The following is a 588-nucleotide window of genomic DNA, read 5'->3' as shown; positions in this document are numbered from 1 at the left end:
GTTTGGCAGGAAGTGACGCCGCACATCTTCCGACAGCGCCGCGTCGCCTTGCATCTCGCCTTCCAGTTCCAGTTCGGGCGCCGCCTTCGCCACCAGGTCATGCGCGGCCCGCATCTTTTTGGCGGATGGGCGGTTCGATGAGCCAAACATCGAATGCGACAGCATCGCGACCTTGGGCTGCAGGCCGAAGCGCTTGACTTCCTCGGCGGCCAGCTGGGTGATCTCGGCCAGCTGCTCCGCGCTTGGATCATCGTTGACGTAGGTGTCGGTGATGAACATGGTGAACTTGTCGAGCATCAGCGCGTTCATCGCGGCAAAGGTGGTGGCCCCCGGCGCCAGGCCGATCACGTCCTGTACATGCTCCAGGTGATGCTCGAAGCGGCCCACCGTGCCGCACAGCATGGCATCGGCATCGCCCATGTGCATCAGCATCGCGCCGATCAGGGTGTTTGAGCGGCGCAGCGCCGACTTGGCCATGTCGGGCGTGATGCCGTCGCGGCCGCGCAGGCCGTGGTAAGCCTCGTGGTAGGCGCGGTAGCGCGGGTCGTCTTCCGGGTTGATCAGCTCGAAGTCGGTCTCCGGCTTCAG

At 64.8% G+C, this 588-nt stretch carries 1 protein-coding gene; it reads right to left on the bottom strand.

Annotated elements, in window-relative coordinates; genetic code table 11:
* Window positions 1–588 (bottom strand): phosphate acyltransferase (locus JK635_RS28260; RefSeq protein WP_498043860.1); only part of this gene is annotated, 588 nt, incomplete at both ends.

This window comes from Neobacillus paridis, assembly GCF_016765675.1.
Lineage (GTDB): Bacteria > Bacillota > Bacilli > Bacillales > Cytobacillaceae > Neobacillus > Neobacillus paridis.
The sequence above is the reverse complement of the archived record's forward strand: the minus strand, read 5'-3'. Positions and strand labels throughout refer to the sequence as shown.